General features: G+C 68.4%; 18 protein-coding genes and 2 tRNA genes. 8 read left to right on the top strand and 12 right to left on the bottom strand.

Features of this window, described 5'->3' with window-relative positions; translation table 11 throughout:
- The first annotated feature begins 101 nt into the window (after positions 1 to 101).
- Entirely contained in the window at positions 102 to 806 is a 705-nt protein-coding gene (locus ACFY9I_RS09050; RefSeq protein ID WP_390998622.1) for a DUF5324 family protein, read from the top strand.
- 460 nt (positions 807 to 1,266) lie between these two features.
- Here ACFY9I_RS09050 and ACFY9I_RS09045 read toward each other — a convergent pair.
- A tRNA-Ala gene (locus ACFY9I_RS09045) sits at positions 1,267 to 1,339 on the bottom strand.
- Between the two features lie 181 nt (positions 1,340 to 1,520).
- Here ACFY9I_RS09045 and ACFY9I_RS09040 point away from each other — a divergent pair.
- Both ACFY9I_RS09040 and ACFY9I_RS09035 read left to right on the top strand, forming a co-directional pair.
- Positions 1,521 to 2,069 (top strand): helix-turn-helix domain-containing protein, encoded by a 549-nt coding sequence (locus ACFY9I_RS09040; RefSeq protein WP_390998619.1) that lies wholly within the window; start codon positions 1,521 to 1,523, stop codon positions 2,067 to 2,069.
- 282 nt (positions 2,070 to 2,351) lie between these two features.
- Positions 2,352 to 4,322 (top strand): protein kinase, encoded by a 1,971-nt coding sequence (locus tag ACFY9I_RS09035; RefSeq protein WP_390998617.1) that lies wholly within the window; start codon positions 2,352 to 2,354, stop codon positions 4,320 to 4,322.
- Between the two features lie 134 nt (positions 4,323 to 4,456).
- Here ACFY9I_RS09035 and ACFY9I_RS09030 read toward each other — a convergent pair whose 3' ends face one another.
- Positions 4,457 to 5,956 carry a hypothetical protein gene (locus tag ACFY9I_RS09030; protein ID WP_390998614.1) on the bottom strand — a complete coding sequence of 500 codons (1,500 nt, stop codon included), beginning with the start codon at positions 5,954 to 5,956 and terminating at the stop codon, positions 4,457 to 4,459.
- Between the two features lie 492 nt (positions 5,957 to 6,448).
- A complete protein-coding gene (locus tag ACFY9I_RS09025; RefSeq protein ID WP_003999697.1) occupies positions 6,449 to 6,577 on the bottom strand; it encodes a DLW-39 family protein in 129 nt (42 codons plus the stop codon).
- A gap of 369 nt (positions 6,578 to 6,946) precedes the next feature.
- On the opposite strand from ACFY9I_RS09025, the gene ACFY9I_RS09020 reads away from it, so the two are divergent.
- Positions 6,947 to 7,321 (top strand): DUF6344 domain-containing protein, encoded by a 375-nt coding sequence (locus tag ACFY9I_RS09020; protein ID WP_390998612.1) that lies wholly within the window; start codon positions 6,947 to 6,949, stop codon positions 7,319 to 7,321.
- A gap of 418 nt (positions 7,322 to 7,739) precedes the next feature.
- On the opposite strand, the gene ACFY9I_RS09015 is transcribed toward ACFY9I_RS09020, so the two are convergent.
- From ACFY9I_RS09015 to dnaA, 9 genes are all read right to left on the bottom strand, one after another.
- Positions 7,740 to 7,816, bottom strand: a tRNA-Ile gene (locus ACFY9I_RS09015).
- 165 nt (positions 7,817 to 7,981) lie between these two features.
- Complete coding sequence (locus tag ACFY9I_RS09010) at positions 7,982 to 8,797, bottom strand: DUF3566 domain-containing protein (RefSeq protein WP_390998610.1); 816 nt, start codon at positions 8,795 to 8,797, stop codon at positions 7,982 to 7,984.
- An 18-nt stretch (positions 8,798 to 8,815) separates the two neighbouring features.
- Positions 8,816 to 11,413, bottom strand: a complete 2,598-nt coding sequence (gene gyrA, locus ACFY9I_RS09005) for a DNA gyrase subunit A (protein WP_390998607.1) — start codon at positions 11,411 to 11,413, stop codon at positions 8,816 to 8,818.
- 42 nt (positions 11,414 to 11,455) lie between these two features.
- Positions 11,456 to 13,501 (bottom strand): DNA topoisomerase (ATP-hydrolyzing) subunit B, encoded by a 2,046-nt coding sequence (gene gyrB, locus ACFY9I_RS09000; RefSeq protein WP_390998604.1) that lies wholly within the window; start codon positions 13,499 to 13,501, stop codon positions 11,456 to 11,458.
- 420 nt (positions 13,502 to 13,921) lie between these two features.
- Positions 13,922 to 14,455 (bottom strand): DciA family protein, encoded by a 534-nt coding sequence (locus ACFY9I_RS08995; RefSeq protein ID WP_390998601.1) that lies wholly within the window; start codon positions 14,453 to 14,455, stop codon positions 13,922 to 13,924.
- Entirely contained in the window at positions 14,452 to 15,576 is a 1,125-nt protein-coding gene (recF, locus tag ACFY9I_RS08990; protein WP_390998598.1) for a DNA replication/repair protein RecF, read from the bottom strand. Before recF ends, ACFY9I_RS08995 begins: the two co-directional genes overlap by 4 nt.
- Positions 15,577 to 15,700: 124 nt before the next feature.
- Positions 15,701 to 16,576 (bottom strand): phosphogluconate dehydrogenase (NAD(+)-dependent, decarboxylating), encoded by an 876-nt coding sequence (gnd, locus tag ACFY9I_RS08985; RefSeq protein WP_390998596.1) that lies wholly within the window; start codon positions 16,574 to 16,576, stop codon positions 15,701 to 15,703.
- Positions 16,577 to 16,783: 207 nt separating this feature from the next.
- Entirely contained in the window at positions 16,784 to 17,914 is a 1,131-nt protein-coding gene (dnaN, locus tag ACFY9I_RS08980; RefSeq protein ID WP_390998594.1) for a DNA polymerase III subunit beta, read from the bottom strand.
- A gap of 915 nt (positions 17,915 to 18,829) precedes the next feature.
- Positions 18,830 to 20,857, bottom strand: coding sequence for a chromosomal replication initiator protein DnaA (gene dnaA / locus ACFY9I_RS08975; protein WP_390998591.1), 2,028 nt, complete (start codon positions 20,855 to 20,857; stop codon positions 18,830 to 18,832).
- A gap of 416 nt (positions 20,858 to 21,273) precedes the next feature.
- Here dnaA and rpmH point away from each other — a divergent pair, with 416 nt between their 5' ends.
- From rpmH to yidC, 4 genes are read left to right on the top strand one after another with little or no spacing between them, the layout of a single operon-like run.
- Positions 21,274 to 21,411, top strand: a complete 138-nt coding sequence (gene rpmH, locus ACFY9I_RS08970; RefSeq protein ID WP_005482975.1) for a 50S ribosomal protein L34 — start codon at positions 21,274 to 21,276, stop codon at positions 21,409 to 21,411.
- 21 nt (positions 21,412 to 21,432) lie between these two features.
- The gene (rnpA, locus tag ACFY9I_RS08965; protein WP_390998588.1) at positions 21,433 to 21,804 is read left to right on the top strand and encodes a ribonuclease P protein component; all 372 of its coding nucleotides are present in this window, start codon (positions 21,433 to 21,435) and stop codon (positions 21,802 to 21,804) included.
- Entirely contained in the window at positions 21,801 to 22,154 is a 354-nt protein-coding gene (gene yidD, locus ACFY9I_RS08960) for a membrane protein insertion efficiency factor YidD (protein WP_390998585.1), read from the top strand. Before rnpA ends, yidD begins: the two co-directional genes overlap by 4 nt.
- A gap of 3 nt (positions 22,155 to 22,157) precedes the next feature.
- Positions 22,158 to 23,435 (top strand): membrane protein insertase YidC, encoded by a 1,278-nt coding sequence (gene yidC, locus ACFY9I_RS08955; protein WP_390998583.1) that lies wholly within the window; start codon positions 22,158 to 22,160, stop codon positions 23,433 to 23,435.
- Positions 23,436 to 23,442: the final 7 nt, after the last annotated feature.

Raw genomic sequence — 23,442 nt, 5'->3', positions numbered from 1 at the left:
CCCGGATGCCCGCCCGCACATGCCCCGGAGCGCTCCGGGAGGCATGATCCCCAAAAGGGTGGAAAGTCGAATTACCGTACGCCACCGAGGAGGAGGATCCCGTGACCCGCATCGACAGCGTGCGCGCCGCGACCGGCTCGGCGAAGGACAGCGTGCTGCACGCCGCGGAAGTGGTGGCGCCCTACGCCGACACGGCCAAGGACAAGGCCTCGCACTACGCGCACGAGGCACGTGTACGACTCGCGCCGAAAGTGTCGCAGGCCGCGGAACAGGCACGCGTCCAGTACGGCGCCCATGTCGTCCCGCGCTTGGAGCAGGCACGCACGCATGTACCGCCGAAGGTCGACCACGCGGCCCACGAAGCCGCAGTCCGCACCCGTAAGGCGGCCCGCCAGGCCGCCGACTACTCCCGTCCACGCATCGAACAGGCCGTGGCCGCCGCAGGTCCTGTCCGTGACGAGGCCACCGCCCGCAGTGCCGCGGCGCTGGCCGCACTGCGCGGGCAGGTCTCGCCCCAGCAGATCCAGAAGCTGGTTCGCAGGCAGCAGCGCCGCGCGAAGGCCGGCCGCGCCTTCAAGGGGCTGGCCGCAATGGGCGTCCTGGCCGGCGGTGCCTTCGCCGCCTGGAAGTGGTGGGACAAGCAGGCCAACCCTGACTGGCTGGTCGAGCCCCCCGCCGCAACCGAGGTCTCCGAACCCGGCCATCTGTCCTCCGTCGACGGCAGCGGCCAGTCCGTGCTCGATCCGGAGGTCCAGGCCAAGCAGGCGGAGGAGGAGGCAGCAGCCGACCGCGACGACCGTCCCTGAGGTTTGGCAGCCGAGAGATTTGTCCTCACGGAGCCGAGCCGTGCCAGGGCGTGTTCCCCCTGGGCCGTCGCTGCCCGAGGGGGCCTTCGCCAGGACATCTCACCAACAGCCCTGTGGGGCAGAAGACTTGAAGATCTTCTGCCCCACAGGGCTGTTTCACGTGAAACTCTCCCCGTTCCGAACCACGGGCGGCCAGCGATCGGAATGTATTGATCCGGTTGCGAAGGGTGATCTACACATTCAGGGCTCAGCTGCGTGATCCAGGCCACCTGTTTCGCATGTGCGCACGTCGACACGTGCCACCACCCGTCACCCCGCGCCAACGGCCATTTTCGCAGGGAGCGCACAGATAGCGATCGCGACGGGAAGGACCCGAGAGCTCTTCTACGACCCAGCCTCGACAGGACAAGAAAAGGGCCGGGCCGGATGTCCTACGACATCCGGCCCGGCCGATCCGCTGTGGAGCCTAGGGGAGTCGAACCCCTGACATCTGCCATGCAAAGACAGCGCTCTACCAACTGAGCTAAGGCCCCGGAAGGGAAGCGTCCACCCGGAGGAACGACCGCCGAGGGGCTTCGCAGACCAGAGTACCGGGTCACCCCCGGGATCTCGCAAAAAGATTGGGGGTCCCCGTGAACGACCACTCTCCGTAAGATGCTCGTCGTGGTTCGCTACAGCGAACCACGGTATTTGGGGAAGCGATGGGGAGACGCAATGGACACCGCACAGCAGGAAGCGACCGCAAGAGCCCGGGAGCTGCAGCGGAACTGGTACGGAGAGCCGTTGGGGGCGCTCTTCCGTAGGCTCATCGAGGACCTGGGCCTCAACCAGGCCCGGCTCGCGGGGGTGCTGGGTCTGTCCGCACCGATGCTGTCGCAGCTGATGAGCGGTCAGCGTGCCAAGATCGGCAACCCGGCGGTGGTCCAGCGGGTGCAGCTGCTGCAGGACCTGGCCGGGCAGGTCGCGGACGGCAGCGTGAGCGCCGCCGAGGCGACCGAGCGCATGGACGAGATCAAGAAGTCACAGGGGGGATCTGTGCTCACCAACACCACGCAGTCGACGACGAGTTCGGGAGCGCCCACGGTCAAGCGGGTGGTCCGCGAGATCCAGTCGCTGCTGCGCTCGGTGGCGGCGGCGGGCGACATCATCGAGGCGGCGGACACCCTCGCCCCCACCCACCCGGAACTGGCAGAGTTCCTCCGGGTGTACGGCGCGGGCCGCACCTCCGACGCGGTGGCGCACTACCAGTCCCACCAGAACTGAGCTCAAGGCCCGGTCCCCGAAAGGGGGTTCGGCGACCGGGCCGAGGCAAAGCGGGGGACAAGGGGTCTGTAGGCCCCTCGTGAGCCACGCGGCGTGGACGTAGGCTCCAGAAGAGCCGAGAACGGGTAGCGGAACAGAACGGGACATCGGAGGGACAGAGCCGAAACAAGCTCCGAGGAAAGCCGGGCACGGGCAAGCCGGCTCCGCAGAGGGCGACGCGAGCGTCGTGTCCTCCGCGACAGACAGCCAAGGGGGGAGCCGAAGGGGGAACGACGCACAACCATGGGTGAGGTCTTCGCCGGCCGGTACGAACTGGTCGACCCGATCGGGCGCGGGGGAGTCGGCGCGGTCTGGCGCACCTGGGACCACCGCCGCCGCCGTTATGTGGCCGCCAAGGTACTGCAACAGCGCGACGCGCACGCCCTGCTGCGCTTCGTCCGCGAGCAGGCCGTACGGATCGACCATCCCCATGTGCTCGCGCCCGCCAGTTGGGCCGCCGACGACGACAAAGTCCTGTTCACCATGGACCTGGTCGCGGGGGGCTCCCTGGTCAACCTCGTCAACGACTACGGCCCCCTCCCGCCCGCCTATGTCTGCGCTCTGCTCGACCAGTTGTTGTCCGGCCTCGCCGCCGTGCACGCGGAGGGTGTCATCCACCGTGACATCAAGCCCGCCAACGTGCTGCTGGAGGCCACCGGCACAGCCCGACCCCGCCTGCGCCTGTCCGACTTCGGCATCGCCATGCGCCTGGGTGAGCCCCGGCTGACCGAGACCAACTACGTGGTGGGAACACCGGGTTACTTCGCCCCCGAGCAGATGCTGGGCGCCGACCCCGACTTCCCGGCCGACCTCTTCGCGGTGGGCCTCGTCGCCCTCTACCTGCTGGAGGGCGCCAAACCCGACGCGAAGGCCCTCATCGAGCACTTCGCCGCCCACGGCACTCCCAAGGCCCCGCGAGGCATACCGGAACCTCTGTGGCAGGTCATCGCCACGCTGCTCCAGCCCGACCCCGACTCCCGGTTCCGCACCGCCACCGGCGCCCGCAAGGCCCTTGCCGCAGCCGTGGAGCTTCTGCCCGAGCCGGGCCCCGACGACGAGTTGGTGGACGTCTTCGACCAACTCGGTCCGCTCCCCAAGGGGTTCGGTCCTCAAGGCCCACTGCAGCAAGCATCGGGGCTGGACAAGACCGGCACGAACACCGGCGGCACGTCCTCGTCGACTCCCCGCCCCGGAACGGGCTCTTCTCCCGGCTCGTCTGGCGGGCCGTCCTCCGCATCGCCGTCGCTCCCTCCCGCCCCCTCGCCTCCCGCCTCCCCACCACCCGCCGGATCACCGCCCTCTTCCTCGGTGCCCTCGTCCCTGTCCTTCTCGCCCTCGGTCTCGGCCTCACCATCAGCCTCGGGTCCGGCGGTGGGAGGCGTCCCGGCATCCGGTGCGGACGCGACACCGCCGCCGCCCCACGATCCGCCGTCGTACAGCCCGCCGCCCCAGGACGCACCACAAACCGGCACAGGCACCGCTACACCGCGGCCCGGCACAAACACCACCCCACCGGCACCGAGCACTGGCGCGATGCCCCAGCCCCCTTACACGGGCTCCATATCCCCGCCGCCCATGCCCACCACTGCACCGGCCCAGACCGGCCCGTCGAGCTCAGGCACAAGCACGGGCACGAGGACCGGTATCGACGCTGGGCAATGGGCCCAGGATTCCGGCTCTCTGCCTGCCGCGTCCTCGGCATCTTCGGCGCACACCGGTCGCGTATCGCCCGAGTCGCCCCCGGCCGCCGTACCGCCGCGTCCCGAGCGCGACCCCGTACCACCGCAGCCGTCCACCATGTCGGACACCGGCAGCTTCCATCTGCCACCGCCCGAGGTGCTCGCCGCCCACTCGCTCACGCGCCAGACCCAGCAGCACGCCCCCGGCCACCCACAGCACCAGCCCGAGCAGCAGGTCACTCCCCCTGCGGCGACGCCCGTCCGCGCCGTCCCGGCTTCGCATCCCGAACCCTCGCATGTGTCCTCCCCCCAGCCGCATCCGCCGCTGGACCTCTCGCAGGTCCCGACCCCGGCGATGCAGCAGCACGCGTACGCCTCTACTGGTTCATACACCGCTCGCCCCACGCAGGTTCCCCGTCGGTCGAGAGCACTTCCGCGGCGCCGTCCGGGGCCGCCGGCCAAGGTGGCCGTGCCGATGCTGCTAGTCGCCCTGGTCTGCTTCGCCGTGGGATTCTGGGCGCTGGGCCAGCTCTGAGCCCGGCGGACGACGCCACCGCCAAGTCGCGGCCGCCGACAGCACGGCCCGTTCTGCCGATCCTCGCCCCTCACGGCCGACGACGGCACAGGCCAGACAGGCCTCCAGCTCGGCCCGGCCCCCAGCCACTCCCCTCACCGCCCCCGTGACGCCCCATGCCGCCCTCGTGGCGCCGTGCCCGCCCCGGACAGCTCCGGCCCCGCTTCGCCGGACGCACGCCTGCGCGCCACGAGTGTCCACACCACCAGCACCAGGACCAGCAGGGTCCCCATGCCGATACCGCCCGCCGCGACGGCGGTCATGGCGAGACGCCGGTCGTCGGCACCCGAGGTGCTCCCCGAGCCCTCTCCGCTCCCGGAGGTCCCCTCGTCCCCTCCGCTGCCGCCGCCGTCCACGGCACCGTCCAGTGTGTCCCCCGTCGCCCCGTTCTCCGCGGCCTCCTCGTCCCCCTCGGTGACCTCGAAGACCCCGCGTGGCTCGGCGGTGCCCAGATATCCCGGACCGGCCCCGGCCTCACCGTCCAGCCGCACCCTCAGAGTCAGTCCGAGAGGTTCCTCGCCGTACCGGTCGGCGACCGACGTCCCGAGATGCACCACCAGGTAGTACCAGCCCGCGAACCGCATCCCGTTCACTTCGTCGTCGCGGGAGAAACGGTTCTCGTACGCGACGGGCGGGAGAGGCCCCAGGGCGGCGGACCGCTGCGTGCCGCCGTAGTTGGCGGTCCTGTCGTCGACGAGGCCGCGTACGGGGTTGTAGAGGGACACGACGAAGGCGTTCCCCACATGGCCGTCGCCGTCGGTCGTGCTGCCCAGCTCCGCAGTGGCGTGGAACTGCTGCCCCCAGCCGACGGGCACCTTGTAGAACAGCGTCTCCCCGGCCCTGATCCCGGCCTCGTCCTGCCAGACGCCCTGCGCCACAGGGCTCGCCGCGGCGAAGCCGCTGCCACCGCGGCGATGCTCGGGCTCCCCGGACAGCCCCTCGGGGGACGCGGAATTCCAGCCCTCGGGCGCATGCGTCGAGCCCCCCTTCTTCACCAGAGGCTCCGACACGACCCCGAGCTCCAGTCCCCACTCCTCCGACGAGGTTTCCCCAGCGGATCCCGACGTCGAGCCGGAAGCCGAACCCGTACCACTCGTCCCCGTACCACTCGCACCGGTGCCACTCGCACCGGTGCCACTCGCACCCGTACTCGTTCCCACGGCCGCACCGACCCGTTCGACGACGAGGTAGTACACCCCGGCCGCCTGGCACATGTACTCGTCGCTGCCGATCTCACGCGAGGCCCAGGCGGTGACGGGGTGGGCACTGCGGGTGGAGCCGAAGCGGGCGGTGTCGGAGGAGCACTGGTGCGCGTCGGCGTCCTGCAGCGACACCCTGACGCCGTCCGAGGACGCGGCATCCGAACCCGCCTCCGGTACGGCCGTGGCCGACACGTACGCGTCGGATGCGGCGTCGAGGTGGAGGCGGTAGTAAAGCTTCCCGTCCGGGCCGATGGTGCTCCGGTACGTCTTGCCTGCTACCAGCCGCACGGCTCCCGTACTGCTCGCGGCGCCCGCAACCGTGGTCGCGTCCTCGGCGTAGGAATACGGAGTGGGCTTCTCGGCCGCCGCGACGGGGGCGGACAGCGTCGTCATCGCCCACAGGGCCGCTCCCACGGCTGTCGCAGCTCGCCACCAGACCGTGCGCCGCCCCATCCCGCGCCACCCCTCGTCGTAGCCCCGAAGTCGCGGCCCTAAGTCGAAGCCCGCAGTCGAAGCCCGGAAAGGGCTTCGGCCGTCGGTGCCCGGACCGAGCCGACACCGTGATCCGACACCAGTCGTAACAGGTGCGCCTGAGCCCACCGTCGCCTGATCCAACCGTCGTGTTCCGCAGCCCCAGCCCACAGGTCGTGGCGACGAACGCGCCCATCCTGCCGGGACTTGGGCGTCGATGCCCGCTCGCTTACGGATGAGCGGCCGAAAACGACCTCTACGCCGACCGCTGTTCCGCAGCCGCGAACGCGGCCTTCACCGCAGCGAAGCCAAGCCCCGCGCGATGGACGTACATGCCCGGGCCGCCACACCCGAGCGACACAAAACCCCGACCGCTGGTGCGGCCGGGGTCTGCTCCGAGACTGATGTCGACGTTCACGAACCCGTGGGCACGGAGTCAGTCGCCTCCGTCCACAGATCCTGCTCGGCGCGATCCGCCTGGATCTGGCGGTACACGAGGAGCCCGCCGATGGCGGCCAGTGCGACCAGGAGAAGCTTCTTCACCGCGCGACCTCGTCTTTCCTTGACGTAGGGGACCTCTGGCGCCCGACTATACACACCGACCGATACCGATCGGTGACCTGTGTCGGCCCCTCAACTCCCGTCGGGAGTCCCCCAGTAGAACCGGATGTAACTGTTCCGATCGCAGGCTCATCACACAGGTCCATCACATCTCGCACACCTCGACGGACCCCGCGAGCCTCACGCCACCTCCTTCCGGCCCGCTCCCCAGGGCTTTCGACGGTCCTTGCACCCATCCGGGTGGTGTTCATCTGACGATCAAAGCGCCATGGGCGTCGGTCCACGATTTCGGAGCCCACATACACATCATGAGGAAAGTACGCAAATCGCCCAACCCGAAAGTGAGGGGCCATGGCCCAGAACAAGGTCATGAAGCTGTGGACCGCCATCGTCACCGCCTTCCTCGCGCTGTGCACGGCGCTCGGACTCGTCACGACCACGGCCTCCGCCGCGGTACCGCAGACCGGCACCTTCCACAACTGCGCGGTCCTCACGACGATGCCGGCGATGTCCCTCCCGGGCCGCCCCCACGACCGGGCCCTGCCCCCCACGATGAAGCAACGCATCCGGGCCGAGGCCCATGGCTCCTCCCCCTCATGCCGCCACCGCACGGCCTTGGACACGGCCACAGACAGGGCCGCCGCCATGCATCTCACCAGCCAGGCAACCGCTCCGGACACATCCCGCCCGCATGCCGAGCGTCCCGTCGCACCTCTCCAGCGCTGATCCCGGCATCGAAGAACAACCACACAGAACAACCGCACAACGGCGATCTTGCGTACGACGCCTGAGGACAACCGGCAGCCAGCAACCGAACAGACAACCCACAATCGACAACCGTGAGTGACGAAGACCCTCGGCCGACATCCGGCCGAGGGTCTTCGTGTGGGAGGGATCGGGCAAACCTGTCCGGGGCCGAGCGTGGCCGGCCTCGATCGACGGCGCTGGGCTCGCGACCGGAACCCTTACCGAGGGTGTCGAGGTCCCGCTACCGAGGGTGTCGAGGTCCCGCCCGAACTGGCTGGTGCAGGGGGGCGCGGTGGCGCGCCCCCGGTGGCGCGTGCCGTCGTCCTCGATGATGTCCAGCGGCACTTCCCGACCACGTCAAAGGCCCCCGACCGTGACCGGTCGGAGGCCTTATCGCTGGTGGGGCTAACAGGATTTGAACCTGTGGCCTCATCCTTATCAGGGATGCGCTCTAACCAACTGAGCTATAGCCCCGCCGCGCTCTGCGGTGTGTGTCCCGCGCGCTGACTCCTGAAGATTAGCGCACGACGTGGGCAGTCCCAAAATCGATACCCCGGGGAGGCCCGCCCCATGGTGCGGCACCTCATGGGGGACGGGTTCGAGCCGTCCCCGCAGGCCCCCTCCACGCGAACCCGGCGGTTACTCGTCCTCGGCCAACGTCAGCTCGACGCCGCCCACGAAGCCCGCGGAGAGGTTGTAGATGAAGGCGCCGAGGGTGGCGAGGGCGGTAGCGAGGACGACGTCGATGACCGCGATGATCGTGGTGAAGATCAGGACGTTGGGCAGCGACAGGAACGCCTGCAGATCGAACCCGTTGGACTCGTTCGAACCGGTGGCCTCGGAGATGGTGGCGCCGACCGAGGAGAAGACACCCATCGCGTTCATGACCATCCACAGCACCGCGGCCGCGACGACGGTGCAGATACCGAGGGCGATGGAGAGCAGGAAGCTGACCTTCATCACGGACCACGGATCAGCCTTGGCCACCCGCAGCCGCGCCTTGCGCGTACGAGGCGTCGTACGCGCCCCCGGACGCGGCTTACGGGACGTGCCCTCCGGCGCCGGCGGGTACGCCTGCGGCGGATGGTACGGCCCCGCCTGCTGCTGCGACTGACGCTCCCCGGGCAGCGCCGAACCGCCGGCCCGCGCCGGGGTCTGGGGCTGCGCCGAGGTCGGACGGGCGGCCCCGGCCGCAGCCGCAGCCGCGGCCGAGCCGCCGGCCGCGGGCGGCTGGGTCTGCGGACCTCGGGTGTCCGTCACAGTTCCCCCCTGGGATCCTGGCTTGTCCGTCGAGGGCGACGCCGAGTCGGTCGTACTCGGCTTGATCGCCTTGAGCTGGGTCGTGTGCGTGTCCATCGCACGCGCGGCGGAGCCACGGCCGCCGCCGTCCGCTTCCGACTCGGTCGAAGTGCCGGCCGAAGTACCGGACGATCCGGCGCCCGTGGCTCCGCTCACGCTGACTCACTCCTCGTGCTACTCGGACGAGGGCGCCTCACCCTCGTCCGTACCGACCGTCGCGGCGCTCTCAGCGGTCTCGTCGACGGCGTCTTCGCCGTCGACCTCCTCCGCCTCGCGCCCCGCCTCGGCGTTACGGGCGATGCCGACCACGGCATCGCGCTTGCCCAGGTTGATCAGTTGGACGCCCATGGTGTCACGGCCGGTTTCCCTGATCTCATTGACTCGCGTACGAATCACACCGCCCGACAACGTGATGGCGAGGATCTCGTCGGTCTCCTCGACCACCAGCGCGCCGACGAGCGAACCGCGGTCTTCGACGATCTTGGCGGCCTTGATACCGAGGCCACCGCGACCCTGGACGCGGTACTCGTCGACGGCGGTCCGCTTCGCGTACCCGCCGTCTGTGGCAGTGAACACGAACGTACCGGGTCGAACAACATTCATCGAGAGCAGCTCGTCCCCCTCACGGAAACTCATGCCCTTGACACCCGAGGTCGCACGGCCCATGGGCCGCAGTGCCTCGTCCGTCGCCGTGAAGCGGATCGACTGAGCCTTCTTGCTGATCAGAAGGATGTCATCCTCCGCCGATACGAGTTCGGCTCCGATCAGTTCGTCATCAGAACCGTCCTCCTTCTCACGGAGGTTGATCGCGATGACACCGCCGGAGCGGGGCGAATCGTAATCCTTCAGAGGCGTCTTCTTCACAAGTCCGCCCTTGGTGGCGAGCACCAGATAGGGCGTGGCCTCGTAATCGCGGATCGCCAGGATCTCGGCGATCGCCTCGTCCGGCTGGAAGGCCAGCAGGTTGGCGACGTGCTGTCCACGCGCGTCACGCCCGGCGTCCGGGAGCTCGTAGGCCTTGGCCCGGTAGACACGGCCCTTGTTGGTGAAGAACAGCAGCCAGTGGTGGGTCGTGGACACGAAGAAGTGGTCGACGATGTCGTCTTCCTTGAGCTTCGTGCCGCGCACCCCCTTGCCGCCGCGCTTCTGCGCCCGGTAGTCGACCGTCTTGGTCCGCTTGACATAGCCGCCACGCGAGACCGTGACGACGATGTCCTCCTCGGCGATGAGGTCCTCGATGGACATGTCGCCGTCGTAGGGCACCAGCATGGTCTTGCGGTCGTCGCCGTACTTCTCGACGATCGCGGCGAGTTCGGCGCTGACGATGCCGCGCTGGCGGACGGGGGAGGCGAGGATCTCGTTGTACTCGTTGATCTTCGCCTGGAGCTCGGCGTGCTCCTGGAGGATCTTCTGGCGCTCCAGGGCGGCCAGTCGGCGCAGCTGCATCTCGAGGATGGCGTTGGCCTGGATCTCGTCGATCTCCAGGAGGTCCATCAGGCCCGTGCGCGCGATGTCGACGGTGTCGCTGCGCCGGATCAGCGCGATGACCTCGTCGATGGCGTCCAGCGCCTTCAGCAGACCGCGCAGGATGTGCGCGCGCTCCTCGGCCTTGCGCAGCCGGAAGCGCGTACGGCGGACGACGACCTCGATCTGGTGCGTCACCCAGTGGCGGATGAACGCGTCCAGGGAGAGCGTGCGCGGCACGCCGTCCACGAGCGCCAGCATGTTGGCGCCGAAGTTCGTCTGCAGGTCGGTGTGCTTGTAGAGGTTGTTCAGGACGACCTTGGCGACCGCGTCCCTCTTGAGCACGATCACGAGCCGCTGGCCCGTACGGGACGACGTCTCGTCACGGACGTCCGCGATGCCGCCGATCTTGCCGTCCTTCACGAGGTCGGCGATCTTCTGCGCGAGGTTGTCCGGGTTGACCTGGTAGGGCAGCTCCGTGACCACCAGGCACTGTCGGTTCTGGATCTCCTCGACCTCGACGACCGCGCGCATCGTGATGGAGCCACGGCCGGTGCGGTACGCCTCCTCGATGCCCTTGCGGCCGACCACGAGGGCGCCGGTCGGGAAGTCGGGGCCCTTGATGCGCTCGATCAGCGCGTCCAGGAGGTCCTCGTGGGAGGCCTCGGGGTTCTCCAGGTACCACTGGGCGCCGGCCGCGACCTCGCGGAGGTTGTGCGGCGGGATGTTGGTGGCCATGCCGACCGCGATACCGGCCGAGCCGTTGATCAGCAGGTTCGGGAAGCGGGCCGGCAGGACGGTCGGCTCCTGGGAGCGGCCGTCGTAGTTGTCCGTGAAGTCGACGGTCTCCTCGTCGATGTCGCGGACCATCTCCATCGACAGCGGCGCCATCTTGCACTCGGTGTAGCGCATGGCCGCCGCCGGGTCGTTGCCCGGAGAGCCGAAGTTGCCGTTGGAGTCCACCAGCGGCATGCGCATCGACCACGGCTGCGCGAGGCGGACCAGCGCGTCGTAGATCGAGGAGTCGCCGTGCGGGTGGTAGTTGCCCATGACGTCACCGACGACACGGGCGCACTTGTAGAAGCCCTTCTCGGGCCGGTAGCCGCCGTCGTACATGGCGTACAGGACACGGCGGTGGACGGGCTTGAGACCGTCGCGTACGTCGGGCAGCGCGCGGGACACGATGACGGACATCGCATAGTCCAGGTACGAACGCTGCATCTCCGTCTCGAGCCCGACCGGCTCGATGCGCAGTGTCGTCTCGCCTTCAGAAGGCTCAGGCATGACTGGAGTGTTCTCGTCGGCCATTGCTGGTGGGGATCCTTCCTGATGCGGTCAGCTGAGACCGACTCAGATGTCGAGGAAGCGGACGTCCTTGGCATTACGCTGGATGAACTGGCGCCGGGCCTCGACGTCTTCACCCATGAGCACCGAGAACAGCTCGTCGGCCTGGGCGGCGTCGTCCAGCGTGACCTGGCCGAGGACGCGGTGGTCCTGGTCCATGGTCGTGATGCGCAGTTCCTCTGCGTTCATCTCACCGAGACCCTTGAAGCGCTGGATCGAGTCTTCCCTGACGCGCTTGCCGTTCTGCCGGCCGAGCTCGATCAGGGCGTCGCGCTCACGGTCCGAGTACGCGTACTCGAAGTCGTCCCGGCCCCACTTGATCTTGTACAGCGGGGGACGGGACAGGTACACGTGCCCCTTCTCCACCAAGTCCCGCATGAAGCGGAAGAGGAAGGTCAGGAGCAGGGTGTTGATGTGCTGGCCGTCGACGTCGGCGTCCGCCATCAGGATGATCTTGTGATAGCGGAGCTTCTCGATGTCGAAGTCCTCGTGGACCCCCGTGCCGAAGGCGGAGATCAGCGCCTGGATCTCCTGGTTCTGCAGGATCTTGTCGATCCGCGCCTTCTCGACGTTGAGGATCTTGCCTCGGATCGGGAGGATCGCCTGGTACTGCGGGTTGCGGCCAGACTTGGCCGAGCCGCCGGCGGAGTCACCCTCGACGATGAAGATCTCGCACTTGGTGGGGTCGTTCGACTGGCAGTCGCTCAGCTTGCCCGGCAGGGACGCCGTCTCCAACAGGCCCTTGCGGCGGGTCAGGTCACGGGCCTTGCGGGCCGCCACGCGCGCGGTGGCCGCCTGGATGGACTTGCGGATGATGTCCGCGGCCTCGACCGGGTTGCGGTCCAGCCAGTCCGTCAGGTGCTCGTGGACGACCTTCTGCACGAAGGTCTTGGCCTCCGTGTTGCCCAGCTTGGTCTTGGTCTGGCCCTCGAACTGCGGTTCGCTCAGCTTGATCGAGATGATCGCGGTCAGACCCTCGCGGATGTCGTCACCCGTGAGGTTGTCGTCCTTCTCGCGCAGCAGCTTCTTGTCGCGCGCGTAGCGGTTGATCAGACCGGTCATCGCCGCACGGAAGCCCTCTTCGTGCGTACCGCCCTCGTGCGTGTGGATGATGTTGGCGAAGGAGTACACACCCTCGCTGTAACCGCTGTTCCACTGCATCGCGACCTCGACGGACAGGGCCTTGTCCTTGTCCTCGGCCTCGAAGTCGATGACGGAGGGGTGCACCACGTCCCCCTTGCGGGAGTTGAGGTGCTTCACGAAGTCGACGATGCCACCCTCGTAGTGGTACGAGACGGTCTTGACCTCGTGCTTCTCGTCCTCACCGGCCTCGTCCGCCCCGGCGGTGGCCTTCGCGGACTCGCGCTCGTCGGTGAGGTTGATGCTCAACCCCTTGTTGAGGAACGCCATCTCCTGGAAACGCCGCGAGAGCGTCTCGAAGGAGTAGTCGGTGGTCTCGAAGATGTCCGGGTCGGCCCAGAAGGTGACCGAGGTGCCGTGTTCCTCGGTGGCCTCGTGCTTGGCCAGCGGGGCCGTCGGAACGCCGAGCTTGTAGTCCTGCGTCCAGCGGTGCCCGTCGGTCTTGACCTCGACGGCCACCTTGGTCGACAGCGCGTTCACGACGGAGACGCCCACTCCGTGCAGGCCGCCGGAGACCGCGTAGCCGCCGCCGCCGAACTTGCCGCCCGCGTGCAGGACGGTCAGCACGACCTCGACGGCCGGCTTGCCCTCCGACGGGACGATGCCCACGGGGATGCCACGGCCGTTGTCGACGACCCTGACCCCGCCGTCGGGCAGGATCGTGACGTCGATGGTGTCCGCGTGACCGGCCAGGGCCTCGTCGACGGAGTTGTCCACGACCTCCTGCACGAGGTGGTGCAGACCGCGCTCACCGGTCGAACCGATGTACATGCCGGGCCGCTTGCGGACCGCGTCCAGCCCTTCGAGGACGGTGATGGCACTGGCGTCATACGCCGAGGGCGAGGCCTCGGCCGTTCCGGCCAGGGCCTCGATGGACGGGATGTTCTCGTTGGGGTTGCCGGAATCGGCCACGAAGCGCCCTTTCTGGCACAGCACAAGCCAGGCTCCCGGCGGGTTTGCCGGAGCGGCTGCGGCATGTTGCGGTGGAAGCCTTTTGTCAGCGTTGCACAGTGTTTCCGAAGCGGTCCCCACGAATGGGGCGGGATTAGCTTCCAGTCTACCGGTAGCGCCGACAGTGATGGGGGTTTGCCGGTACCTGAGTCCGCATGTGCCGCCCTGAACCGGTCTCTCCCGACTCCCCATATGCGGAGCGGGGCTCCAAGAGGCTCACAGCGGCACTCAGCGCTTCCGTGTGTGAACCCTTTGCTACTCCCGGGTCAGCTCGATGTTCGCAACCGCATGCGAACGCGCGCACCGCGACGGAAGGCCGTTCGCCGCCCCGTGGGAGCCAAGCGGAGAGGGGCGCCGAAGCACCCGGAAATGTGACTACCCTCACCCGTAGGTATCGCCGGGACCGGTGCTTCCCGGGGCGCGCAGGGGCCCGTAGCGGCGGGCGGAGCCGCCGGGGCCGTGCACCTTGAGCAGCCGTACGGTGCCGTGGCCGAGGTCCTCGTTGAGCCGGGCCACGAGCTGGGGGGCGAGCATCCGCACATTGGTCGCCCACGCCGTGGAGTCGCACCGCACGTGCAGGACCCGCTCGTCCTCGTCGTACCGCTCCGGCACGCACCTGCGGGCCAGCTCCTCGCCGACGATCTGCGGCCAGCGGCCCATGACCCCGCCGACGGCGGCCGGGGTCTCCCAGCCGCGCTCGGTGATCAGACGGTTGATGGCGGGGCCGAGCGGCATGGGGTCGCGTCCGTCGGCACGGGCGCCGGAACGCAGCCCACCGCCGCGTCTGGCCTGTGTCTGCCGCTGGGTGGCCTCGCCACGCGCGCGTGCCGCCTCCTTCGCGGCCCGCAGCGCCACCCGTGCGAGGTCCACGCCGGAGGGTTCGGGAGGCTTCGGGGCTCCCTCGGATCCGCTCATACGCGCTCCACCGTCCCGTCGGACACGGTGTACCGCGTCCCCGTCAGTACGTCCGGTACGTCGTCGTCGACCGCGGCGGTCACCAGCACCTGCTCGCCCGGCGCGACCAGCTCCGCCAGGCGTTCCCTGCGCCGGGCGTCCAGCTCCGCGAAGACGTCGTCGAGGATCAGCACCGGCTCGTTGCCCTCGGCCCGCAGCAGGTCGTACGAGGCGAGCCGCAGCGCCAGGGCGTAGGACCAGGACTCGCCGTGCGAGGCGTATCCCTTGGCCGGCAGCTGACCGAGTTTGAGGGTCAGATCGTCCCGGTGGGGGCCGACGAGGGTGACGCCCCGCTCGATCTCCTGCTTCCGGCTCTCGGCGAGAGCGGCCGTGAGCTGCTCGTACAACTCCTCGCGCGCGTGACCCACGATGCCGGGTGAGGAGGGCTTGTACTCCAGACTCACCGGTCCGCCGCCGGGCGCCAACTGCTCGTACGCCTTGTCGGCCAGTGGCTGGATCGCCGCGACCAGGTCCAGGCGCTGGGCGAGCAACTCCGCGCCCACGCGCGCGAGGTGCTGGTCCCACACGTCGAGGGTGGACAGGTCCATAGTGCGGCCGCCGTGCCTACGGGCCAGCGCGGCCGTCTTGAGGAGCGTGTTGCGCTGTCTGAGGACCCGCTCGTAGTCCGACCGCACCCCCGCCATGCGCGGCGCCCGCGCGGTGATCAGCTCGTCGAGGAAACGCCGCCGCTCGCCGGGGTCGCCCTTCACCAGGGCGAGATCCTCCGGCGCGAACAGCACCGTCCGTACGATGCCGAGCACATCACGGGGTCTGACCTGCGAGGACCTGTTGATGCGGGCACGGTTGGCCTTGCCGGGGTTCAGCTCCAGCTCGACCAGTTGCTGCCGCTCGCCCTGCCTCACCTGCGCCCTGATCACCGCGCGGTCGGCGCCCATGCGGACCAAGGGCGCGTCGGAGGAGACGCGGTGGCTGCCGAGGGTGGCGAGATATCCGACGGCCTCGACCAGGTTCGTCTTGCCCTGTCCGTTGGGGCCCACGAACGCGGTGACGCCCGGGTCGAGCGGGACCTCGACCCGGGCGTAGGAGCGGAAGTCGGCCAGCGACAGGTGCGTGACGTGCATGGTCGGGTGCCGACCTCCCCCAGGGTTGTGGACCGCCGTGCGGTCCTGTGGATGACTTCTCGTCGACCGTTCCGCGGACCGGCCGTTGCTCGTCCTTGTGGTTCCTGGCGTGTCTCGCCTCGGGCTACTTCTTCTTGACCGCGTGGCCGCCGAACTGGTTGCGCAGCGCCGCGATCATCTTCATCTGCGGGGAGTCCTCCTGACGCGACGCGAACCGCGCGAAGAGTGAGGCCGTGATCGCGGGCAGCGGCACGGCGTGGTCGATGGCCGCCTCCACCGTCCACCGGCCCTCGCCGGAGTCCTGTGCGTAACCCCTGAGCCGGTCCAGGTGCTCGTCCTCGTCCAGGGCGTTCACGGCCAGGTCGAGCAGCCAGGAACGGATGACCGTGCCCTCCTGCCAGGAACGGAAGACCTCGCGGACGTCCGTCACCGAGTCGACCTTCTCCAAGAGCTCCCAGCCCTCGGCGTAGGCCTGCATCATCGCGTACTCGATGCCGTTGTGGACCATCTTCGCGAAGTGCCCGGCTCCTACCTTGCCGGCGTGCACCGCGCCCAGGTCGCCCTCCGGCTTGAGGGCGTCGAAGACGGGCCGCACCTTGGCGACGTTCTCCGCGTCGCCGCCGTACATCAGCGCGTAGCCGTTCTCCAGGCCCCAGACGCCACCGGAGACACCGCAGTCGACGAATCCGATGCCCTTGGCGGCCAGCTCCTCTGCGTGCTTCTCGTCGTCCGTCCACCGCGAGTTGCCGCCGTCCACGACGACGTCACCGGGCTGGAGCAGCTCGGCCAGCTCGTCGATCGTCGACTGGGTGGCGGCACCGGCCGGCACCATCACCCACACGACCCTCGGGGCCCTGAGCTTGCCCACAAGCTCTTCGAGGCTGTGGACATCGGCGAGATCCGGGTTCCGGTCGTATCCGATGACGGTGTGGCCCGCGCGGCGTATCCGCTCACGCATGTTGCCGCCCATCTTGCCGAGGCCGACGAGACCGAGCTCCATCAGTTGTTCCTTAGGTTGCGACGTGGCATGAGGGCACCTGCGTACCCGTGCACGAGCCTAAACCCGGACGCTCACGCACACCTGTGGGCATACGCGCTCATACGTACGCCTCGACCTGCGGCTTCTTCGCCGGGGCCCGGTGACCCCTCCACCGGGCTCCACAGCGCTGTGGACAACCGTCGGCCACATCGGAACCGATCGAGCCGGTCAGCCGCTGAGCCGCACCGGCATGATCAGGTACTTGTAGGCCTCGTCCGCCTCGGCGTCCACGGCCGGCTTGCCGCTGAGCAGCGCGGGCTTGGTGGACGTCGTGAAGGACAACTGGGCGACCGGGGAGTCGATGGCACTCAGCCCGTCCAGCAGGAACGTCGGATTGAAGGCGATCGAGATGTCGTCGCCCTCCAGCTGTGCGTCGACCCTTTCCACAGCCTGTGCGTCGTCGCTGGAACCGGCCTCCAGGATCAGCACGCCCTGCTCGAAGCTCAGCCTCACCGGGGTGTTCCGCTCGGCGACCAGGGCCACACGCTTGACGGCCTCCACGAAGGGAGCGGTCTCGATGACGGCAATGCTGTTGAACTCCGTCGGAAACAGCGTGCGGTACTTCGGGAGGTCGCCCTCCAGCAGCCGCGTGGTCGTCCGGCGGCCCGCGCCCTCGAACCCGATCAGGCCCTCGCCCGAGCCGGATCCGGAGAGCGCCAGGATGACGCTGTCCCCGCTCGTGAGCGCCTTGGCGGTGTCCAGGAGCGTCTTGGCGGGCACCAGGGCGACGGCGGACGCCTCGGGGTTCTCCGGCTTCCACAGGAACTCACGGACCGCGAAGCGGTAGCGGTCGGTGGAGGCCAGCGTGACCGTGTCGCCCTCGATCTCGATGCGCACACCCGTGAGGACGGGCAGGGTGTCGTCACGGCCCGCGGCGATGGCCACCTGGGCGGCGGCGGAGGCGAAGACCTCACCCGGGACGGTGCCCGTGGCGTTCGGCATCTGGGGCAGCGCCGGGTACTCCTCCACAGGCAGTGTGTGGAGGGTGAACCGTGAGGAGCCGCAGACCACGGTCGCCCGTACACCGTCTGTGGAAATCTCCACCGGTCGGTTGGGGAGGGCACGACAGATGTCTGCGAGGAGCCGGCCGGAGACGAGCACGGTGCCCTCCTCGTCGACCTCCGCTTCCACCGACACCCGTGCGGAGACCTCGTAGTCGAAGCCGGAGAGGCTCAGCTGGCCTTCCTCGGCCTTCAGCAGGAGGCCGGCGAGGACAGGAGCCGGCGGACGGGCCGGGAGGCTGCGCGCCGCCCAGGCCACTGCCTCCGCGAGTACGTCGCGTTCCACCCGGATCTTCACCGTTGCCGCCTCCTGCTGTTGCCGGCGCTTCTCGCCCTGCCTGGCTTCGTCGTCTGTCTCGGTGTCGCTGGCTCCTGTGACGGGGAGGACACCGGGGACCAGTCTGACGCACGCCACTGACACTCGGAGCCTCTCGGGGTCAAGTCGTGACGAGGCGCGGTCGGGCAACCCGGAGCGAGTTGTGCACAGGGCCCACTTCGAAACGGATTCCCAGCTCTCTCTAGTTGGGAGTAGTAGTAGGGCCTGTGGAAACCGTGGATAACCCCGTTTTCCCAGCTCAGAGGGGAAATTTTGTCCACCGGTCCTGTGGGTGGAGGCGGTGGACAACTGGGGGTATCTGTGGAGAACAGAAAGTTCTGCACACCTCGTGCACAGCCCCAGGGCACTTCTCCCCAACGGTGTCCCCAGGTTTACCCACCTTTCCCACAGCCCAACCAGGCAACTTCATGTGACGCCTTTCACTCGACACGGTGAGCAGGCACGTGAGCTTGCCGAACAGTGGACAGCCATGTGGAGAAGCCAGAGATCGCTGGGGACAACCGATCACGGCCTGTGGGTCGTCGGTGGACAACTTCGTCCACAGCCTGTGGACCCTCACCTTGTCCACAGCCTGTGGAGATCTTTCGTCCACGGATCCACAGGCGCCTGACCTGGCCAGATCATCCCTCAACAGCTCACCCTGTGGACACGGTCTGCATAACTTCCCGGTCCCCAGGGTGTGGATGGGAGAAAGTCCCCGAATCTGTGGAGGAAGGCCGTAACGCGGCAGGTATTCGAACACCCGATGACGGCCTGGCGGCGGACGCAGCTTCGCCGGAACGCCCGGAGAACCCGTCGGGCACCCCTCCCGGAACGCCGAAGGCGCCCTCGGGAACTCGTCCCGGGGCGCCTTCGGCGACGTACGACGGCCCTCTGTCAGCCGTTCTTGATGCGGTTCGTCAGCTCCGTCACCTGGTTGTAGATGGAACGCCGCTCGGCCATCAGCGCGCGGATCTTGCGGTCGGCGTGCATGACGGTGGTGTGGTCGCGGTTGCCGAACTGAGCACCGATCTTGGGCAGCGACAGGTCGGTCAGCTCACGGCACAGATACATGGCGATCTGGCGGGCGGTCACCAGGGCGCGGCCGCGCGAGGTGCCGCAGAGATCCTCGACCGTGAGCCCGAAGTAGTCGGCCGTCGCGGCCATGATCGCCGTGGCGGTGATCTCCGGTGAGGCGTTCTCGCCGCCCGGAATCAGGTCCTTGAGGACGATCTCGGTCAGCCCGAGGTCCACCGGCTGTCGGTTCAGCGACGCGAACGCCGTCACCCGGATCAGTGCGCCCTCCAGCTCGCGGATGTTGCGCGAGATACGGGAGGCGATGAACTCCAGTACCTCCGGCGGGGCGTTGAGCTGCTCCTGCACCGCCTTCTTGCGCAGGATCGCGATCCGCGTCTCCAGTTCGGGCGGCTGGACATCGGTGATCAGACCCCACTCGAAACGGTTCCGCAGCCGGTCCTCCAGGGTGACCAGCTGCTTCGGCGGCCGGTCGCTGGAGAGCACGATCTGCTTGTTCGCGTTGTGGAGCGTGTTGAAGGTGTGGAAGAACTCCTCCTGCGTCGACTCCTTGTCCGCGAGGAACTGGATGTCGTCGACGAGCAGGATGTCCATCTCCCGGTACCGCTTGCGGAAGCTGTCGCCCTTGCCGTCGCGGATGGAGTTGATGAACTCGTTGGTGAACTCCTCCGAGCTCACGTACCGCACCCGGGTGCCGGGGTAGAGGCTGCGCGCGTAGTGCCCGATCGCATGCAGCAGGTGCGTCTTGCCGAGCCCCGACTCCCCGTAGATGAAAAGGGGGTTGTAGGCCTTCGCCGGTGCCTCGGCGACGGCCACCGCGGCGGCGTGCGCGAAGCGGTTCGAGGCCCCGATGACGAACGTGTCGAAGAGGTACTTCGGGTTCAGGCGCGCAGTGGGCTCGCCGGGACCGGGTGCCGGCGCGGGCTGCGCCGCCAGCGGGCCGGGCGCGCTGCTGGTGGGGCCACCCCGGTGCACATGCCCCGAACCCGGCGGCGGATCGGGCAGCTCGCGCCGGTCGGGTCGGCCATAGTCGGAATCGGCACCCGGTCGGTCGTAGTCACCGCGCGGCTGGTCGTAGTCGGCACGCGCCGAGTCGTACTCGGCACGCTGCTCGTACGGCGGTCGCTCCCTCGACTGCGAGCGGTAGTCGGGCGTCGGCGAGGCGTACGGGTCCCGCTCCGGGAAACCGAGCCGCTGCTGCTGCCATCCGTAGTCGTCCTGCGACGGCCGGGGCCAGGCGCCCGGCTCGGGGCGCTGGTACTCGGACGGATACGCGGGGCGCGCGGTCGGCAGGCGATCACCCCGGCCGGTGGACATCTGCTCCGTGCGCGGGGACGGCAGCTGGTCGCCGGGACCGCCGGTCACCTGGTCGCCGCGACCCGGGCCCCGGTCGTCGGCGCGATGGCGGCCGTACCCCTCGTAGGGATCGCGGGCCTGGCCGTCGTACGAGTTCGGGGTGTCGTAGGCGTTCTGGTTCTCGTAGGAACCGCGCGCATCGCGCCCCTGGCCCTCGTACGGGTCCCTGCTGTCATAGGCGTCGCGGTTCTGACTCGGGACGGAGGGAGGCTCGGACTCCTCGAAGCGGGGCTGGACCGGTGGGGGCGGGGGTTCGCCCACCGAACTGTCGACGGTGATCGCGATACGGATCGGGCGGCCGCACTCCCGGCTCAGGGTCTCGCTGACGATCGGTGCGAGACGGCCCTCCAGTACGCCCTTCGCGAACTCGTTCGGTACTGCCAGAAGAGCGGTGTCCGCGACCAGCGCGAGTGGCTGGCAGCGCTTGATCCAGCGCTCGTCCTTCACCTCGACGCCTTGACCGCGGCCCTCACCGAGGAGCTTCTCCAGTACGCGTGGCCACACTGCGGCAAGATCGGCAGGTACGTCAGCCACAGGGCACGCTCTCTCACAGGTCCCACGAACGTGTGGTTCTGGGACGGGTCGGTTTGAAACTCGGGTGGGGCCCTCGGAACGAGGTGCTGATGGAAGGGTCGGGGCCCAGCAGCCAAGGGAAAGGGTACGAATCGGAGTTCAGCACGGTAGTCACGGCGGCCGGTACGGTTCAAGTTGTTGTCCCCAGCCTGTGGATAGTGTCTCCCCGTGGCTGCTGGTTTGACCGGATGGCGTAGCCGCGCGTACCGTAACCAGGTCGAGTTGTCGATGGCTGCTGCCGCCTGCCTCCGATGGGCACAGATCACGTCAGGTGATCGAAAAGCGGTGCACTCGGGCGTGAATACGAGCTACTCGTGGGCGCACGGTGACAGCCAGGACGGCACCCGCAAACCCCGATTTATCTCTGGAGCCCCCGAGTGAGCAAGCGCACCTTCCAGCCGAACAACCGTCGTCGCGCGAAGACCCACGGCTTCCGCCTGCGGATGCGCACCCGTGCCGGCCGCGCGATTCTCGCGAACCGCCGCAGCAAGGGTCGCGCAAGCCTGTCCGCCTGATCCCGATCAGGTCATGACGTCGTGCTGCCTACCGAGCATCGGCTGAGGCGGCGCGAGGACTTCGCGACCGCGGTACGACGAGGACGCCGGGCCGGACGCCCACTCCTCGTCGTTCACCTACGTAGCGGTGCCACGGGCCCGCACGCGCCTGGGGAGAGCGCTTCCCCGACGCGTGCGGGTTTCGTCGTGAGCAAGGCCGTCGGCGGCGCGGTCGTACGCAACAAGGTGAAGCGCAGGCTTCGCCATCTGATGCGCGATCGAGTCGCCCTGTTTCCCCCCGGTAGCCTGGTAGTCGTACGAGCGCTGCCCGGAGCGGGTGACGCCGACCACGGACAACTGGCCCAAGACCTGGACGCCGCCCTGGGGCGGCTGCTGGGAGGGGGCGCACGATGAAGTACCCGCTGCTGGCGCTGATCAAGCTGTACCAGTGGACGATCAGTCCCCTGCTCGGGCCGGTGTGCAAGTACTACCCGTCGTGCTCCCACTACGGGTACACGGCCATCGACCGGCACGGTGCGCTCAAGGGCACGGCCCTCACCGCCTGGCGCATCCTGCGGTGCAACCCGTGGTCGCTCGGCGGTGTGGACCATGTCCCGCCGCGCAAGCGCCCACGGTGGCACGAGATGGTGCGTGGCACGTGGCGCGCACGCAAGGGCGGGTCCTCCGCCGCCGAACCGGCCACCGAGGGGCACGATCCTTCGAGCCCGGCCGCCGAGAGCCCGTCCCATGCCCAAGGAGCATGATTAGTGGACACGATTGCCAGTCTCTTCAGCTTCATCACGACACCCGTCTCCTGGGTCATCGTCCAGTTCCACAAGGTGTACGGCGCCCTCTTCGGCGCTGACACAGGGTGGGCCTGGGGCCTGTCCATCGTGTCCTTGGTGATCCTGATCCGTATCTGCCTGATCCCGCTGTTCGTGAAGCAGATCAAGGCGACCCGGGCGATGCAGACGCTCCAGCCCGAGATGAAGAAGATCCAGGAGCGCTACAAGAACGACAAGCAGCGTCAGTCCGAAGAGATGATGAAGCTGTACAAGGAGACGGGCACCAACCCGCTCTCCTCGTGCCTTCCCATCCTGGCGCAGTCCCCGTTCTTCTTCGCCCTGTACCACGTGCTCAACAGCATCGCGAACAACGACACCATCGGTGTCATCAACGAGAGCCTGCTGGAGAGCGCGCAGAAGGCGCACATCTTCGGCGCTCCGCTGGCCGCGACGTTCACGGACACCGCCGCCGAGGCCACGGCCCTCGATGCCTCGATCACGACCGTTCGCATCGTCACCGCGATCATGATCGTCCTGATGTCGGCGTCGCAGTTCTACACGCAGCGTCAGCTGATGACGAAGAACGTCGACACCACGGTGAAGACGCCGTTCATGCAGCAGCAGAAGATGCTGATGTACATCTTCCCGATCATGTTCGCCGTCTTCGGCATCAACTTCCCGGTCGGTGTCCTCGTCTACTGGCTCACCACCAACGTGTGGACCATGGGCCAGCAGATGTACGTCATCCACAACAACCCGACCCCGGGTTCCAAGGCTCAGGCCGCCTACCTGGAGCGCCTCTTCAAGCACGTCACGCGACACGGCAAGACCCGCAACCGCCGCGAGCGCGCCATCGTCAAGGCGATCGTCGTCAAGGGCCGCGACCGCAACGAGTACGAGCGGAAGTTCATCACCGGCCTGGGCAAGGAGGGCCTCGCGGCCCAGAGCGACGGCACCGTGGTCAAGAGCGAGGCCTCGACCGTCGCCGTGGCCGAGGACGGTACGCCGGCGACCCCCAAGCGTCAGCAGCCCAAGCGACAGACCAAGGCCCAGCGTCAGTCCGGGACCACGAAGACCGCCGATGACGTCGAGCCGAAGAACGAGCCCACTTCGCTGACCAAGTCCGACGAGCCGGAGGACGCCAAGCCGGCCCCCGCGGCCAAGAAGACCGCGCCCAAGTCCGGCACCGGTGGCCGAAGCAAGGCCCAGTCCGGTCAGCGCAAGGGCCAGCAGCGGCCCAAGTCCCCGTCCAAGAAGTAAGAAGAGG

The organism is Streptomyces sp. NPDC012510, from assembly GCF_042955065.1.
Classification (GTDB): Bacteria; Actinomycetota; Actinomycetes; order Streptomycetales; family Streptomycetaceae; genus Streptomyces.
The sequence above is the reverse complement of the archived record's forward strand: the minus strand, read 5'-3'. Positions and strand labels throughout refer to the sequence as shown.